This is a genomic window from Mycobacterium heckeshornense (genome assembly GCF_016592155.1).
GTDB classification, from domain to species: domain Bacteria; phylum Actinomycetota; class Actinomycetes; order Mycobacteriales; family Mycobacteriaceae; genus Mycobacterium; species Mycobacterium heckeshornense.
Window position 1 is genome coordinate 3,100,246 of sequence record NZ_AP024237.1, and the last position, 16,073, is coordinate 3,116,318.

Genomic DNA, 16,073 nt, shown 5'->3' on the forward strand with positions numbered 1-16,073 from the left:
TCTTGGGTAAGAGTCCTCCCCCTAGCCGCAGCGAACGGCGAATCCGTTAAGCACAGACGCTCACTCTCCCGCGTGCCGCAATGGAGTCCAGGCGAAATCACCTGGGAGATGCGATAGACAAGGCGACAGGTTCAACGGCTGCTGCGGCCGCAATGGAGCCCAGGCGAAATCACCTGGGAGATCCAACGCCGCAACCGCACGCATCTACACCATCGACGCCGCAATGGAGCCCAGGCGAAATCACCTGGGAGATTCAGCGTCCGAAGCGGATGAACGCGCGCCTCAGGCGCGCCGCAATGGAGCCCAGGCGAAATCACCTGGGAGATGCGCGCTGGCATCACCGGGTCAGCGTGATCAACGCCGCCGCAATGGAGCCCAGGCGAAATCACCTGGGAGATGCGCGCTGGCATCACCGGGTCAGCGTGATCAACGCCGCCGCAATGGAGCCCAGGCGAAATCACCTGGGAGATGCGCGTCGCGAATCGCCAAGTCGCACGGCATCGAGCCGCCGCAATGGAGCCCAGGCGAAATCACCTGGGAGATCTTGGGTTCATACATTTCGTCCACCTGCCGGATCTCGCCGCAATGGAGCCCAGGCGAAATCACCTGGGAGATCGGGATCGGTGGGCCAGCCGGTGATCCCGCCTTCATCGAGCCGCAATGGAGCCCAGGCGAAATCACCTGGGAGATACCAGTTAGGTGGCGTGGGCCGGTGAAACACAACAGGCCGCAATGGAGCCCAGGCGAATCACCTGGGAGATCCGCCATCCTTACCGAACAACTCAGAGCCAACGCCGCCGCAATGGAGCCCAGGCGAAATCACCTGGGAGATGTTTGATGTCCTCGGACTGTTTGGCCGCTGTGCGGGCCGCAATGGAGCCCAGGCGAAATCACCTGGGAGATGTTCGCGGCAGCGCGGGCTTTGCCGCGGCGTAACAAGCCGCAATGGAGCCCAGGCGAAATCACCTGGGAGATCGGCGACGGCTACACCCTGGTGGAATGGGTTTAACAGGCCGCAATGGAGCCCAGGCGAAATCACCTGGGAGATGTTTCAGTGACGGCGTGAACCTGGCGCGCCGGTCCCGCCGCAATGGAGCCCAGGCGAAATCACCTGGGAGATGGGCGGTGGGGTCTGATCGCATGTGGGAGCGCAGTCGAGCCGCAATGGAGCCCAGGCGAAATCACCTGGGAGATCAATAAGTCCGCACGCCAGCTCGCTCTCGTTGGCAACGCCGCAATGGAGCCCAGGCGAAATCACCTGGGAGATGTGCGTATCGGTTGGCGACTTCGATCAGCATGCCCCGGAGCCGCAATGGAGCCCAGGCGAAATCACCTGGGAGATGTGCGGGCGTCTGGGGATGGGTCGTGCCCGCCCCTATAGCCGCAATGGAGCCCAGGCGAAATCACCTGGGAGATTGGCGAGTCCCCGATACTGAGTCCACCCGGTTCTAGAGTCGGGTTTTGTTGTTCTGGATTCAGTTGATTTCGCAGGCCACAGGGGTGTGGGTGTGGCTGCATCGGGCAGCGTACTCGGCCGGGGTGAGGTAGCCCAGCGCGGAGTGACGATGCCGGTGATTATGTTCGTGCTTGAAGTCACCGATGACTACTCGGGCCTCCAGCAGGTTGGTCCAGTGGTTGCGGTTGAGGCACTCCTTCCTGAGCCTGCTGTTGAACGATTCGATGTAGGCGTTGTCCCACGGCGCTCCGGGTGGAATGTAGGACAATCCGACTGTGCCGTCACAAAACTGTTGCAACGCTTGCGAAATCATCTCCGGGCCGTTGTCCATGCGCAGCACCAGCGGCGGTCCACCGGCGGAGGCGAACACCCGCTCGAGTTCATCGACGAGACGCTCGCCGGTAATCGAGCGCTCCACGATGTTCAGCAGCGATTCGCGAGTGTGCTCGTCGACCATCGACGCGATCTTGACAGCCTTGCCGTCGATGGTGGAGTCGAACTGAAAATCGATCGCCCACACCACCTTGGGTGCGTCCGCGACGACCTGCGGCGCCGACGACACCCCGCGCGCTTACGCGGCGAATACGCCCGCCGCTGCAGTCCTTCCTCACGCCACAGCCGGTGGACCTTCTTTTGTTGACCTCACGGCCCTCATCGTGGCGCAACGCCGCCCAGGCGCGCCGAAACCCATGGCAGGGATGTTTGGTGGCATACGCGCGCAGCCAGACCCGCAGATCGGCATCCGGGTCGGCCGGGGTCGCCGCGACCGGAGTGCGCCGGTAGGTAGAACGAGCCAGCCCAACCGCCTTGCACGCCAACCGCTCCGACATGCTCAACACCTCTTTGAGCATGTCCACGGCGCGACGCTTGGCGGCCGGGCTCAGAATTTTCCCTTCGCAACCTCCCGCAACGCATCCTTCTCCAACTCCGCCTCGGCCAAAAGCCGCTTCAACCGCGCGTTCTGCTCCCGCAACTCCTTGAGCTGCCTGGCGGCATCGATATCCATCCCGCCATAGGTGCGGCGCCAGTTGTACAGCGTCGCCGCCGACACCTCCAGCTCGGCGGCGATCTCCTCACCGGTCTTGCCCGCCGCGGCCAGCTCGTCCGCGCGGCGCAGCTTGCGCACGATGTCCTCCGCGGAATGCCGCTTCCGACCACCCATGTGTTTCATCATCCCTTCCAGCCCCATCCACGGGGCCACAGGACTCTAAAACAAGGCGGACTCATTCACCGGGAACACCCTAAGATGATCAACGCAAAATCGAGGAACTTGAGAGCCAGATCGCCGCAATGGAGCCCAGGCGAAATCACCTGGGAGATATCGCGTTGCCGAAACTTTCGGCACCGCCGCTGCTGCCGCAATGGAGCCCAGGCGAAATCACCTGGGAGATGGGCTCTGGACTCGGTGACCTCAACGGCGATATTGAGCCGCAATGGAGCCCAGGCGAAATCACCTGGGAGATCGGTCGAAGAAGTCGACACCGCCGGCGATGTGGTGACGGCCGCAATGGAGCCCAGGCGAAATCACCTGGGAGATATCTTGGTCGCTGGGGATGAAGAATCATGTGGATGGGCCGCAATGGAGCCCAGGCGAAATCACCTGGGAGATCCTCACGGGATTTTGACTCTTAACTGTAGGAGCAATGCCGCAATGGAGCCCAGGCGAAATCACCTGGGAGATGGCCATCAGCCGGAATCGAACTGTACAGCGTACCGCTGCCGCAATGGAGCCCAGGCGAAATCACCTGGGAGATTCGATTGTGGTGCCGGAAATCTGTGTGACGGAACCGGCCGCAATGGAGCCCAGGCGAAATCACCTGGGAGATGAGGTACGCCAGACACGGACCCGCGCCATTACCTCGAGCCGCAATGGAGCCCAGGCGAAATCACCTGGGAGATAGGAGCCTAGAATGCCCGCGTACAAGCTGGTGGTGGTGCCGCAATGGAGCCCAGGCGAAATCACCTGGGAGATCTGATCCTGACAGTGCCCGCATCGGAGATTACTCGGGCCGCAATGGAGCCCAGGCGAAATCACCTGGGAGATTCGGCCCCTCAGTGTGGTGTGTCAGCGCACTCATCTGGCTGCCGCAATGGAGCCCAGGCGAAATCACCTGGGAGATGGCCGGATCCCGCTCCGGCCCGGGGATGGTGTTGAGGCCGCAATGGAGCCCAGGCGAAATCACCTGGGAGATCCGCGTCAACGAGCAATGGCGCATCTGTTTCGTGTGGCCGCAATGGAGCCCAGGCGAAATCACCTGGGAGATCGGCACAGAAAAAAGCCTCGGCGGTGTACCAGTCGTGCCGCAATGGAGCCCAGGCGAAATCACCTGGGAGATGGCGACACCATCAGTATGGCATGCCGTGCACTATCACAGCCGCAATGGAGCCCAGGCGAAATCACCTGGGAGATCTGGTTGATGGCGGTATCGAGAGCTTCCAGGCCACGTTCGCCGCAATGGAGCCCAGGCGAAATCACCTGGGAGATGCGCGCTGCGCATCCAGTCGGGGCTGTGGGAGTTCGTGCCGCAATGGAGCCCAGGCGAAATCACCTGGGAGATCGGCACCGGTGTCGGTTGCCGACCCGGCCGGCGGCGGGGCCGCAATGGAGCCCAGGCGAAATCACCTGGGAGATTTGAGAGGCTTGCCAGGGCCGGCGTCGACGGTCTCGCCGCAATGGAGCCCAGGCGAAATCACCTGGGAGATGTTCTGCGCTGGGCGATCACTCAGTTGCAACGGACGTGCCGCAATGGAGCCCAGGCGAAATCACCTGGGAGATCTGCTGCGCCGTCACGTCTATGAGTTCGGCTTTGAGACGCCGCAATGGAGCCCAGGCGAAATCACCTGGGAGATGCCCACGACCCGAGGTTGACAGCGGGAGTCTCATCTATGCCGCAATGGAGCCCAGGCGAAATCACCTGGGAGATGCTCGTGCATTCGGGGCTGTACTCGGTGCAGTTGCAGGCCGCAATGGAGCCCAGGCGAAATCACCTGGGAGATCCCGCCAAGAAGTCGCGGACGCACGCGCCGACCTCGCCGCAATGGAGCCCAGGCGAAATCACCTGGGAGATCTGATCGTCGGCCCAGCGCACAGCCCGCTCAAAATTGCCGCAATGGAGCCCAGGCGAAATCACCTGGGAGATCCGGTTGGTGACCCGAAGTCGCGGGAGGTCCTAGACCGGCCGCAATGGAGCCCAGGCGAAATCACCTGGGAGATACCGAAAATTGGTGCGGCGCCGTTTGTTTTGCGTGGCGCCGCAATGGAGCCCAGGCGAAATCACCTGGGAGATCGCGTCGGTCAGCGTGCCGTCCGTGGGGATCCGGAGCGTGCCGCAATGGAGCCCAGGCGAAATCACCTGGGAGATCTGCGTCTGGATCGCGGCCTGCACTTGCTCCAAGGTGGCCGCAATGGAGCCCAGGCGAAATCACCTGGGAGATATCAACAAATCGGCTTCTGACTGTACCCGAGGTAGCTGCCGCAATGGAGCCCAGGCGAAATCACCTGGGAGATGAATTCGTGTGCGTGGTAGAGCACGTCGGTGTAGCAGCCGCAATGGAGCCCAGGCGAAATCACCTGGGAGATACGCGTCATCGTTCAAGCGGGCCGCCGACCAGATCGAGCCGCAATGGAGCCCAGGCGAAATCACCTGGGAGATGAAAACGCCGACGACCGCCTGCACCACCCTGGCTAGGCCGCAATGGAGCCCAGGCGAAATCACCTGGGAGATCCAGTTGCTCCGGCACGCTGACCAAATTCGCGGGATTGGCCGCAATGGAGCCCAGGCGAAATCACCTGGGAGATGCACGGCATCAACGAAGATGTTTTGCTCAGGAAAATCGCCGCAATGGAGCCCAGGCGAAATCACCTGGGAGATCGGTACCGAAAGAGCAGACGCAGCGGCAGAGCATCGCTGCCGCAATGGAGCCCAGGCGAAATCACCTGGGAGATAGCAGGAGAGATTTATGGCCTTTGACCTGCAGCGCTCCGAAAGTTTGCGAGCGCTGCCATAGCTGCGCGCAGAGGTTTCAGATATTGAGTTATCAAACAGCCACAATACCATATCTGACCTCGGCGCGAGTCCTGATAGGGCAGTACCTAGCTATTTCAGCGCTCGCAGGATTCCTATATGATTGTCGGGCCTCGCGTCGGCAGCTCGGCCCGTCCGCTAGCTCCTATAAACTCGAAGCATTCAGTTCCCCGAGAACTCGGATCACCGAGGTTTACAAAGACCAAGGAGTCCACAGCGTGGTTCACTGCCTTCCCCAGTTCAAGGCACATAGAATATTTCTCGCCTTCATCAAGATCACAAATAAATACAGAGTATTGGAGCGCGTATCCGTATTTCTTGGCAATCGAATGGACTTCACGCAGGCGGCGGTCGTCGCGGATGTCATAAGCTACGAGGTAGCGGATTCGCTTCATCGGTTACCTGGTGATGATAGGCGTATACTCCGGCACCTCGCCGGTTAAATATGCTGCAAGTATGCGGGCCTGGACCTCAAATAGCCTACGGTACGAGATCTTGTAGCCAAACCACGGATGCGTGATTGTAATATCTAGTCGCCGTTCATACGCAGCTAGGACCGCGCGACGTCCTTCGCTGGACAGAGCCACGCTCCCGGCACGAACGACGAAATCACGTGACCCGACCTCACCATTGTTCAGCACTTGCAGAACTACGGAATCACCAACTAAGGGGCGGAATTCTTCGGCAAGGTCAAGGGCAAGTGCGGGACGTCCAAATCTGGGACGGTGGAATAGCCCGATGTACGGGTCAAAGCCGACCGCTAACGTTGTCGCGGTGAGATCCTTAACTAGCAGGCCGTATACGTACGAGAGCAGAGCGTTGACTGCGTCACGGGGTGGCCGACGGTTACGTCCCTCGAAGGTGAAGGGTGAGCCAGGAAGTCTCAGATCAGGTCGTAGCATCGCTCCAAACGCACCGAAGTAATCTCTCGCCGCTGCCCCTTCTAGACCCAGCAACTCCTGCAACGAGTCTGACCGGCCCGCCAATAGCTGCAGCTCTTTGAGACGGTCAACGATTTGGCGCACGTCCTCACGGGAATTACGCCGCAGCAGTGTTCGGCTGTTGGTGATCTTTCCAGCAACAAATCGCCGTGCCACTTCCAGGCCACCGCGCGAACCGACAATGACTTGGCGGCGTCGTAGGTCCACATTCTTTGATGGAAGCCCCTCGGCGATACCAGCCAACCAACCACCGAACGTAAAGAAGCAGACCGGAATGTCGTTGGCGAAAAAAGCCCGGAAGGCTTGGGTCGACACCTGGACGTTGCCTATCAGGCACAGCTGCGAGACGTCGATCAAGCGTACCGACGCCAAGTCTAAGCCGTCTTTACGAACTTCGACTCGACCGCGGCGGACCGAAACATAGGCTCCCTGTTCTGTGACGTAGAGCGGGCGTGCCGCACGATCACTTGGGATTAGGCGTCGGCGAGGCCGCTCGGTGCGGTCGGCCAAGGTATTGATCTCGTCGGGAAGACAGATGCCGACAAGCGAACAACGCGGACACTTAGCCTGAATCCGTGGAAGGTCGGTCTTTGGTGATCGGCGTGTGAACAGTGAAAACGCCTTCCGAGCTGGGACAATAACGATTGTCGAAGTCGAAACAGTCCCTGCTCGGGAAGGCATTTCCAGTGCAATCAGCATACACGTTTAGCACCGAGTCCGCCGTGTTCGACGAGCAGAATTTGGTGTCGGCGGCGGGTTTGGTGCCGGTGCTGGAATTGGCTGAGCAGAGCGGTCTTTCGCGGTTGATCGGCGAGCACATCGATCTGCCCAGCACCCGGGTGGCCTCGGGCGCGGTCAATGCGGCCGGCAAGCTGACCACGATCATCGCGGGCATGATGTGCGGGGCGGACAGCATCGACGATGTGAATGTGCTGCGCGCCGGCGGCACGCCGCGGGTCTTCGATGAGGTGTATGCGCCCTCGACGCTGGGGATCTTCCTGCGCGAGTTCAGCTTCGGGCATTCCAACCAGCTCGCCGCGGTGGCCCGCGAGCATCTGGTGGCACTCGCGGCGCACACCCCGCTTTTGCCCGGCATCGAGCAGCGCGCGTTTTTAGACATCGACTCGCTGCTGCGCCCGGTCTACGGACACCACAAGCAGGGCGCCTCGTTCGGGCACGCCAAGATCGCCAGCCGCGCGCTGCTGCGATTGGGCCTTTCACCGCAGATCACCACGCTGTCGACCGCGCAGGCGCCGCCGGTGATTGCCGAGGCGCGGCTACGCAGCGGGCGGGCCGGCTCCGGGCGTGCGGCGGCCCGCCAAGTCAAGCAGGCCATCACCACCGCCCGCCGGTGCGGCGCGGGCACCATCATGCTGCGCGGCGACTCGGCGTTCGGCACCAAGAAGGTGATGGCCACCTGCGTTGCCGAAGGTATCGAATTCTCCGTGTCGGTGGCCCGAAACAAGCGCATCAGCACCGCCATCGCCGGCATCGGCGAGCACGCCTACACCCCGGTGCACTACCCGGGCGCGGTGGCTGACCCCGACACCGGCGCGCTGATCTCTGATGCCCAGGTCGCCGAAACGCCCTACACGCTGCGCCTGGGCGGCGGGCGCACGCTCACCGTCCGGCTGATCGTGCGCCGTGTCAAAGATGCCCGCTACCCCGACGCGCTGTTTGCGGTGTGGCGCTATCACCCATTTGTGACCAACTCCGATTTGCCCACCGCCCAGGCCGACATCACCCACCGCCGCCATGCCATCATCGAGACCACCTTCGCCGACCTCATCGACGGCCCATTGGCTCATATCCCCTCTGGGCTGTTTGCAGCCAATTGCGCCTGGCTGGCCTGCACGGTGATCGCGCACAACCTGCTACGCGCCACCGGCACCCTCGCCAGCGGTGAGCACGTCGTCGCGCGCGGTGCGACCCTGCGCCGCGACCTGGTCAACATCCCAGCCCGCTTCGCCGCGCCCGCCCGTAAGCCGATGTTGCACCTGCCCGCGCACTGGCCATGGCAGATCGGGTGGAAAACCCTGTGGAACAACATCATCGGTCACAGTCCGGCGATCCCACGAGCAGGGTGAACGCCACCTCCCGTGCCCAACTGCCATCCCAGGCCCGACCCCGAAGACACAGGAAAGCTGGTGCAGGCCAGCGGCTCAATTATGCCCACCCCATTCCCAACCGCCCCAATCGTGCAGAAACCAGCCCCGCGACGACACCAAATCACTCATCCACGGATTCAGGCTTAGGACTGTCAACCAGTGGCTGCGGAGGAATGTCGCGGCCTGCGACTTCCCGTGCTTCGACCAGCAGCTCGTGGGTTCGGTGTATGAGGTCAGCGTCGAAGCTGATCGTTACGCGTCGCCTCGCGCCAGCGAAGTACAAAATTCCTTCATCGCACCGGTACCCGGCTTCCCGCAGTAGCAGCGCTTGTGCGCAGAGCTGAACTCGTTCCGGCTCGTAAGCTCCCTCGGTGATGTTGGGTGGTTTGCCTCGCTTGACGTCGACCGGTCGCACGACGCCGTTGTCGCCCTCGATAATGTCAATCTTTGCAGCGAGACCTAGCTCGGTTGACGCAAGCGAAACAGACTGCGCACGAATGAGATCGGCTTCGTCATCGGGGAGCGGAGCATCGCCGCGCGCAATATCGACCTGGCGGTGGTGAAATGATCCCTCTGCGGTATCGGCGCTATCGGCCCATTGTTGTTGTACCCACTCAAGAAAAAAGAGCCTTGGGCAGTATGCGTACTCGTTGAGCATCCTGGCCGGAAGCAGCTTGGGCACATCGACAACGTCGACTTCGCTTTGTGTCATAATGGCTGCTTTGGCTCAAACGGCGGAGCAGCAGACCACACGAGGTGGGCTGGCCTGAAGGTACCGTAACCACCTTCGTCAGAGCGGATAATCCTGCTGCGCATCAGCCGGTGAACGCCCCAAGCCTCGGCTGCAATCAGGAACCTGTTAGGGACGTCTTCGTCCCGCGGCACTGCTTGAATGAGCGTTCGGACACCAGCAGTCGAAATTGGTACTCGCCACAGCGGCCAGGTCAGCCACCCGGACTTCCATGTTCCGCCGCCGCCGGGTGTTTGAACCCGTCCACTTTTGGGGTGAACAGGAAACAACGTTAAACCACGGAACGCTAACCATTCGGCGCCTGGAGCTGTTCGCTTCTTCTCTTTGGCTGGGTTCGATGCTGCAAAAGCGTGGTCACGGTCATCGGTTGAGTCCCACTTGAAGGAAGGAAGGGTCGACTCGTACTTCCACGGACCGTAGAGTGCGTTGCGGAGGTGATCATTCGCTGCATCCTGCTGCAACTCACGTACCATGGTAAGGAACTGCTGTTGGCCTGCGGTGAAGTGAAGGTCGGTCGGCTTCGCATGCCCCTGATTATCTGCGACCCCTTCACAGACAAGGGCCGCGCTCAGTGACGAACTCGGCTCCGACTTGCGACAGTGCTGAAGAAAATCCCGAACTTCCTCGGGGCGCTCGAACTTGATATCGGTAGCAGGGTCACCGGGTGGAAAGTCGAGGAGCGCGCTGACGCCGAACTTTTCCTTATCACGCCTCACCTCCTCCACGAGGGCATCAATTGATGGGGTTCCCTGAATCCGCGCCCGGGGCACCAGCGTATCGGTCCACCACAGCCGGGCCGGGTAATTGAGGTGATCGAGGATCGCGAGAACTCCCAGGCCCGCCAGGAATCCCATGGGATTCGTGCCGTCAAGCCCATCCAGGTTAAGCACTGAAGTTCGCTCGCTCATCACGCTGTCTCCCGGTTGATTTGTTCAAGCGCACTTCGGCGATGGTCGGCAAGCCGAAGAAGCGCCTCGAGCCACGCCAATCCGTGGCGTCCGTAGCGTTTGTTCAGTGACCAGAACCTGTCTGTCACACCCCTATCGAGCCGGCAGAGCCCGTGCTCGGATGAGGCGTGGAGGTGATGGGCGTCCCACACGACATCGACATCGACAGGCGCTGGATCCGGTTGCGGGGGCGGCAGCGCGCGGCAATGACCGTGATGGCTCGCAATCAGATGTAGCACTAACTCTTTGTCATGGGCCTCGGCGAGCAGTTCGGGATCTGAGGCTGCCAGTGCGACGCTTAGCAACTCGTGCCGCATCCCGGCCGGATAGCCCGCACGCTTTCGCGCTTGGTCTCGCCGTCGCTTGTCGCGATGTCCGTGACTCGATTTAGCAAGCAATGTGTCAAGCCGTCCCATGGCGATCTCGTCGCCATCGCACAGCCATAACTGAAATCTGCGATCCGCCTTGCCCAGATCGTGCAGTTTTCCCGCGAGCGCCAGGTCCTGTTGCAGGTGAATCGGCAGACCGCAGGCGACGGCAAATCGGTTGGCGAGCCGGCCGACCCCTTCACAGTGTGCTTTCAGCGGAACCTCACGCTCAATGAACGAGTTGGTCAAATCCTCTCCGTCGAACTCAAGACCGCCCTCGCGCCAGGACAAGTCGCGGACCGGGCGTGCGCCGCACAGCACATACATTCTCGACGGATCGCCGTCACTTGACGCATAGACAACCTGTCGGGTAGCGCGCGAGCCGAGCGATTGACAGATGTCGGCAAGCCACGAAACCGGGCCCGCCGACTCTACAGCGCCCAGCCAGTTAGCGATATCGGAGCCGATGTCGTCAGAGACGTCATCGTCCGGGTCGATCGGTACGGGGGGTGCGGGCAGGCTCTCCGGGTGCTCGACATGTGCGGCGATGACGCGTGTGTGCAAACGTAGCGTCCGGGCTAGACCAGCCGCGAGCTGTGCTCGATCACCCAAATCCCCAACCTCTTCTCGCGATCGGGGATCCCAGTTGTGTTTTCGGAGCCCACCCCGAGCCGCCGGGACAACGAGCGTGTCGCCGGGCCGGACCTCGCTCGCTGTGATTACTTCGGTGTTGACTCCGGCCCAGCGCACGACCAAGTGGGCATCCTGGACGGTCGAATCAGGCGGGGGTTCCGACTCGGGTCCCGGCTGATCCACATCGGCGAGGTCGCCGGTAGTCGCGGCTGAGCGCAACCAGCTGATCACTGACCACACAGGCAGTGCCACCGCTTCGCTGGATTTGGGCGGGCAGGCCAGCAGCAGTTCAACGAGCCGCTCATGGTTTTCGTTGCCGGCCCCCGCCGGCCGCGCCGCCCGAAGAAAGCCATCATCGAGGTCGGCGCGCCACACGAGGTTGACGTCGGCGGGCGTATCCTGCGGCCCGTGCAGCCATCGGGTGATGTCGAGGTCCGCCGCGGGCGCGGGATTGGTCTGGACGAGCGCATCTAGGTGACTGTCAAGTAAGAGCGGCGCCTCCAGTGCCCGCGTCTGGCATTCAGGCGCCACGGGAAGGCTCCTCGACAATGGCCCGACATCGAAAACGCCGCTGCCGTGACAAGATTCTAATTCTCGCCACGTTGCGCTCAGGGCCGGTCCGTAGATGTGGTCATCGAATTGCTTCTGGGTCTGCGCATGGGCAGCAACGACCATGACCTGCGAGGGTGTTCCAGTTTGTGACAGTGCACCCAGGCGATCGACACGTCCAAAGCGCTGCCGTAAGGCGTCGACCGGCGCGATTTCGGTGATGAGCGCGTCGAAGTCGAGGTCAGCGCCGGCTTCGATTGTCTGTGTGGCGACAACGTACAGGCGAGGCCCGCTGGTTCGTGTTCGGCCGGCCTGCACCTCGGACTTGACCTGCTCCCACATATCGTCTCGGTCTAGAGGGCGCATACGGCCAGTTAGGAGGACCACTCGGTCCGGTTGTTCTATCTGCGCAGCCAGCTTGTCGGCGATCGCGGCGGCTGTCGCTACCCGATTGACGATGATCCCGACGACCTGTCCAGGAATACTCGTCGCAAACGGCGGAATATGCTGTATGAGCGCGTCGTTGGGGTCCTGAGTCTTCGAACCGACCATTTTTAGTGTTGCCTGCTTGGTGGCCTGCAGCCTCGGGGCGAGAGGTGACCCCTCGGCCAGGTCGGCATCGTCAAGTCGCAAGATGTCATTCTCGTCATAGCCGGCACCGGTTGGGGTGGCTGTCATTTCAACAACGTGCCACCTGTCCGGCAGCGGGCCGGCTGGCCGATGGTAGGTGCCCAACTCATGGAGCGTTTGGGCGAATGGGCGGGACAGATGAACTTCGTCCAGCAGCAATAACGCGTCGTGGCCGAGCAGCCCGGCGTGCACGGGTCGCAAGGATCCCGATACACCGTATCCACGAAACAGCAGCCGTGATCCTACTTGGTCGACTGTGGAAACCAAAACGGTTGGAGTGTCGGGCCGGGCCGCCCAGCTGTTGTCGAGTGCGATTCCTCCTCTGAGTTCGGCAAAAACGAACGGAACGCCGTGTTCACTGCTCATCCCGGACAGCGTTGCCAGGCGACGAGCTACCTCGGCGACGATTCCCGTATCGCCCTGGGGTTGCCGCAACGTCTCGCGAAGCCGATGGACTTGCGCTGCCACTTGGGAGACGATGACCCGCCGGTCAACGACGAACACTATCCGCCGGGGCGCGCGAGATGGGTTAGCGGCCAGCGCGAACAGTGCTACGTCGAGGGCAATGGTCTTGCCGGCCCCAGTTGGTATGTCCAACAATGCGGGCCACTTGCCAGTGGTTAACACCTGCTCTGCGAGGCGTGTCTGCCAAGGGAATAGCTCATGCCCGTAGACGGCATGCGCAAACCTGGCGAAATCCTGTGTGGTGAGTGGGTTCATGGGCGGTCTTCCGGAATCATCAGGCCCAGGCCGAGGTAGCGGCCGGCCCCGAGCAGTAGTGGGCCCCGAACACTGGTGTCGAACGTGAGCCGTGCGTGCACCAGCAGCCGCTGGGGTGACATCGGACCGCCGCCCCGAAACGCTGGGAACGACCGAGCCGGCCTGCTGCCTACGACAAGGGCACTGCGAGTAACGGCGACGGAGCTCGGCCGCGCAAGGCCCACATGCTCACAAGCTGCCGTGAGCGACGCCTCGGCCTCCTGCGCAGCCCGCGCCGCGGTTGTTGGATTACGGCTGGCCAGATTTCCCGGGTGGCGATCAAGCGCGATGGGTGTGACCGAAACCCAGGTCTGCGCGGGCCCCTCCCACCGGCTGCGCCGCAAGCTCCAGGCATCCGCCGGATCCTGAATACGCGTGAACCACAGTTCTTCCCCACCGCTAAGCAGAATCCGCACTCGAAAATTGCCGCTGCGATCGGTTCCCTCCCAACGGCCGATCGCTCGCAGTATTTCGTCTCGGGCAGAAAGCAGGGGCGATACATGGGGGAGCAGAAGCGCAAAACCCACCAGATGACCGTCGGCGTGTTGACGTCCCACAAACGGCATCGGCATGATCGCCAGATGCGGGTGGTGAGAACTCGCGCCGTCGTGGCCGTGGCCGGAGATCAACTCTGGTGGGGGATCAGCGGCGTGGCGCAGAATCCCGGCGCGCACCGCTGTGGAAAGGCTCGCCGCCGCGTGGATCGGCAATCGCCGTCCGGAAACCTGGGTAAATGCGAACCATTCACCGGAGTTGTGGGGTATTTGCGGCTCGGCATCGGGCCGGGTTGCACCGCGGAGGCGATAGCGTCGTACGTCGCTGGGCATTGTCCGTGGACGGCAGCCCTGGTGTTTTAAGAAGGCCGCCTCGAGTTCTCGGAGCAGGCCGCGACTTGGTGTGCGCAGCAACCTGTCTCCGTGTGGACTCGGAACCCATACCGGCATCCGCAGGCTGTCCACATCGACGTGCCGCTCGATTCGGCACGACACAAGCGAGCTGGAATGCCCTATCCGAGTCACGGTGGCGAGAATCCGGTCAAGCACGTCGGCGATCTCATCAGGAGGCTCGCTATCGGGCCAGACATAGTGGACACGCGGCACCACCGGGGTAACCGACGGATAGTATCGCGGCATCCGTTTACGTCCTGAAGGCAACAACTCCAAGGCGGTTGTCCAATTCGTCCTCCCGATGTCGTTTACTTTCTTGCGAATATCGCGGGCTTTCTGCAGGGCACGACGCGCCCTCTCACGTTGGGCGCCTTCGGTTTGCGCGATCGTTCGCCTCGCGGCGAGAATGTTGTCGTAGACCTTTTCATCGACTGCTCTGACGACGGATGTGTCGTTGACCGGCACGAAATGGGGGCGCACGCTTCGCTCGGCCGCTTCCGACGCAGCGACCAACGGTGGCGGTTGGCGTTCCAGCCATTCGACGGCAGCGCGCTCACCCTCCCCCGCGTCCGCTTGCTCCTTCCACGCCGCGACCAGCGCACAAAAGAGCCGGGCCGGGTGGGGTGGCCACTCATGCTGGCGGCGATCCCCGGGTGCGGTGGCCACGAATCTCCCGGTGAGAAACTCCACGGTGACCGCGATCATCACTCGGCTCCCAGCTTCGCGATCAATTTGTTGCGGCTCTGCTCGATCAGCTTCACCAGTTTCGGGGCGGGCTCAAGCCTTATCTCGGCCTGATGCCACCCGATCCCGGCGCGCTTCGCGTGCTCAGCGGCCTCGGCAACGAGACCACAGGCAGCCGACGAGTCCAGCGAGTAGGTTGCGACGGTTGAGCCGTCACGCCCCAAGGCTTCCAGCGTGGGTGTTCCCTGGGGCAGCAGCAGACACCGCGACCGAAGGTCATAATCGTTTTCAACGTGCAACGCGGAGGCCGCGACACCCAGCGCCGCCACGGCGGTGCGGGCCGAGACCTCGGCGTCCCGGCGCCGTTCTCCCTCAAGCGGGGACCCGTCGGCATCCTGCGTGAATCGCAGTTTCCGCAGGGCGGCCAACGAAAGCACCAGTGTCTGTGTCGCGTGGTCGATCAGCACTCCGCCGGCTTGACGATCGATGCTCGGTGTGAAATTTCCATGGTTGATCTGCGACGGTCGCCCCTTGTCCTCCCCCTTGCCGAATTTCTCCGGCTTGCCTTTATCGTCCTTCTGCGCTTGAGCTGGGTCCAGGGTCCAGAATTCGTCGGCATCCGCCGCTTCATAGATCTCGGCAGCAGCCCGTTCGATGGCCAAAGGGTCGATCCGGCTACCGACCTTCACCGCCAGCTTGACGTTGTGGCCGACGATCTCGGAGACGATTGCCCGCTGAAACTTCGACCCCAGCCCGCCTTTCGGCCCAGTCGAATCCCACGCGCCGAACAGCAGACAGGTCGGGGCGAACCGGAACATCGCGGTGGCGTTGTCGGGCCTGGCTTCGGTGATCGCCTGCCCGATATCGCTGAGCCGAAACAGCGTGCCGTCGAGCAGGCTGTCCCGAAACAGCGCGTCGACGATCCGGTGGGGTGCGCGCAAGACCGAAATACGGTCTAGGTCGCGAACACTTTCGTAGCCACGAAAATCCACATATGCGACAGGGAAGTTAAGCTGCCCGGCGTCCCGCGCGTTCTCCAGCGCAGACTCGAGCCGGTTGGCTTGCGATGCCACGGAGTCAAGCAAGACCCGCGCGTATTCGCCCTCCCTGTCCCGGACCGGCCCCTCGACGGCGTATTTGGTGCCGCCACCGTCGGTACTGTAGGTGGGGGGATAGACACGATCGCCGCGACCGCCAGCGGGCTGCAACTCGATGACCGAACGAAGCGCCACAGCCCCGCCAGCCACGGCTTCACGAAGCTGCTCATAGTTGATCGGGTTCATTGGGTACCTCTCGTTGTGTGCCAGTGATGTCCCAATGAGAGGTATCTATCAA

The 16,073-nt window shown here is 62.2% G+C and carries 8 protein-coding genes, 1 pseudogene and 3 CRISPR repeat arrays; of the genes and pseudogenes, 1 reads left to right on the top strand and 8 read right to left on the bottom strand.

Going from position 1 to position 16,073, the window contains the following annotated elements:
* The first annotated feature begins 74 nt into the window (after nucleotides 1-74).
* Nucleotides 75-691: a CRISPR direct-repeat array (repeat unit 36 nt; unit sequence GCCGCAATGGAGCCCAGGCGAAATCACCTGGGAGAT).
* Between the two features lie 105 nt (nucleotides 692-796).
* A CRISPR array of direct repeats spans nucleotides 797-1,417; the repeat unit is 36 nt; unit sequence GCCGCAATGGAGCCCAGGCGAAATCACCTGGGAGAT.
* Between the two features lie 58 nt (nucleotides 1,418-1,475).
* From MHEC_RS14785 to cas1, 3 genes and pseudogenes are all read right to left on the bottom strand, one after another.
* Nucleotides 1,476-2,618 (bottom strand): annotated as a pseudogene (locus MHEC_RS14785) (IS3 family transposase).
* Nucleotides 2,619-2,740: 122 nt separating this feature from the next.
* Nucleotides 2,741-5,402: a CRISPR direct-repeat array (repeat unit 36 nt; unit sequence GCCGCAATGGAGCCCAGGCGAAATCACCTGGGAGAT).
* Nucleotides 5,403-5,576: 174 nt separating this feature from the next.
* Nucleotides 5,577-5,876, bottom strand: coding sequence for a CRISPR-associated endonuclease Cas2 (gene cas2, locus MHEC_RS25090; protein ID WP_071700647.1), 300 nt, complete (start codon nucleotides 5,874-5,876; stop codon nucleotides 5,577-5,579).
* A gap of 3 nt (nucleotides 5,877-5,879) precedes the next feature.
* Nucleotides 5,880-6,932, bottom strand: coding sequence for a CRISPR-associated endonuclease Cas1 (gene cas1, locus MHEC_RS14795; RefSeq protein WP_071700648.1), 1,053 nt, complete (start codon nucleotides 6,930-6,932; stop codon nucleotides 5,880-5,882).
* Between the two features lie 176 nt (nucleotides 6,933-7,108).
* Here cas1 and MHEC_RS14800 point away from each other — a divergent pair, with 176 nt between their 5' ends.
* Nucleotides 7,109-8,509, top strand: a complete 1,401-nt coding sequence (locus tag MHEC_RS14800) for an IS1380 family transposase (RefSeq protein WP_048893886.1) — start codon at nucleotides 7,109-7,111, stop codon at nucleotides 8,507-8,509.
* 142 nt (nucleotides 8,510-8,651) lie between these two features.
* On the opposite strand, the gene cas4 is transcribed toward MHEC_RS14800, so the two are convergent.
* From cas4 to cas7g, 5 genes are read right to left on the bottom strand one after another with little or no spacing between them, the layout of a single operon-like run.
* Complete coding sequence (gene cas4 / locus MHEC_RS14805; protein ID WP_048892155.1) at nucleotides 8,652-9,242, bottom strand: CRISPR-associated protein Cas4; 591 nt, start codon at nucleotides 9,240-9,242, stop codon at nucleotides 8,652-8,654.
* Nucleotides 9,239-10,189 carry a type I-G CRISPR-associated protein, Cas3-extension family gene (locus MHEC_RS14810; protein ID WP_142358669.1) on the bottom strand — a complete coding sequence of 317 codons (951 nt, stop codon included), beginning with the start codon at nucleotides 10,187-10,189 and terminating at the stop codon, nucleotides 9,239-9,241. The genes cas4 and MHEC_RS14810 overlap by 4 nt, the downstream gene beginning before the upstream one ends.
* The gene (gene cas3g, locus MHEC_RS14815; RefSeq protein ID WP_048892156.1) at nucleotides 10,189-13,128 is read right to left on the bottom strand and encodes a type I-G CRISPR-associated helicase/endonuclease Cas3g; all 2,940 of its coding nucleotides are present in this window, start codon (nucleotides 13,126-13,128) and stop codon (nucleotides 10,189-10,191) included. The genes MHEC_RS14810 and cas3g overlap by 1 nt, the downstream gene beginning before the upstream one ends.
* On the bottom strand, nucleotides 13,125-14,759 hold the full coding sequence (gene csb2, locus MHEC_RS14820) for a type I-G CRISPR-associated protein Csb2 (RefSeq protein ID WP_048892157.1): 1,635 nt from the start codon (nucleotides 14,757-14,759) through the stop codon (nucleotides 13,125-13,127). Before csb2 ends, cas3g begins: the two co-directional genes overlap by 4 nt.
* Nucleotides 14,759-16,021 (bottom strand): type I-G CRISPR-associated RAMP protein Csb1/Cas7g, encoded by a 1,263-nt coding sequence (gene cas7g / locus MHEC_RS14825; RefSeq protein WP_048892158.1) that lies wholly within the window; start codon nucleotides 16,019-16,021, stop codon nucleotides 14,759-14,761. The genes csb2 and cas7g overlap by 1 nt, the downstream gene beginning before the upstream one ends.
* Nucleotides 16,022-16,073: the final 52 nt, after the last annotated feature.

Coding starts and splice junctions, on each gene's coding strand:
- cas2 (WP_071700647.1), bottom strand. CDS start 5,876: ATGAAGCGAATCCGCTACCTCGTAGCTTATGACATCCGCGACGACCGC.
- cas4 (WP_048892155.1), bottom strand. CDS start 9,242: ATGACACAAAGCGAAGTCGACGTTGTCGATGTGCCCAAGCTGCTTCCG.
- MHEC_RS14810 (WP_142358669.1), bottom strand. CDS start 10,189: ATGAGCGAGCGAACTTCAGTGCTTAACCTGGATGGGCTTGACGGCACG.
- cas3g (WP_048892156.1), bottom strand. CDS start 13,128: ATGAACCCACTCACCACACAGGATTTCGCCAGGTTTGCGCATGCCGTC.
- csb2 (WP_048892157.1), bottom strand. CDS start 14,759: ATGATCGCGGTCACCGTGGAGTTTCTCACCGGGAGATTCGTGGCCACC.
- cas7g (WP_048892158.1), bottom strand. CDS start 16,021: ATGAACCCGATCAACTATGAGCAGCTTCGTGAAGCCGTGGCTGGCGGG.